Genomic DNA, 240 nt, shown 5'->3' on the forward strand with positions numbered 1-240 from the left:
GAGGTGCAGCCATTCCGATTGGAGGTCTACAAGGTAAAGTGTACAGTTTAGATACTGACACCAACACTTTGGAAGTAGACAAAGGAATGAAGCTAACTTTTGAAAAATCTGCCGTGTCTTTAGATTACACTAAGAAAAACACGAAGTAAAATTGAGTATAGTCAAAACTATATTAACCTCACTTTTCACATTCAAAAGATTGAGTAAAGACAAACTAAAAGTGGTAGTGCTATGTCTCAT

The 240-nt window shown here is 35.4% G+C and carries 1 protein-coding gene; it reads left to right on the plus strand.

Annotated elements, in window-relative coordinates; genetic code table 11:
* Positions 1–17 precede the first annotated feature (17 nt).
* A complete protein-coding gene (locus I5349_RS14365; RefSeq protein ID WP_498366196.1) occupies positions 18–149 on the plus strand; it encodes a preprotein translocase subunit YajC in 132 nt (43 codons plus the stop codon).
* Positions 150–240: the final 91 nt, after the last annotated feature.

This window comes from Penaeicola halotolerans (assembly GCF_016464625.1).
Classification (GTDB): domain Bacteria; phylum Bacteroidota; class Bacteroidia; order Cytophagales; family Cyclobacteriaceae; genus Penaeicola; species Penaeicola halotolerans.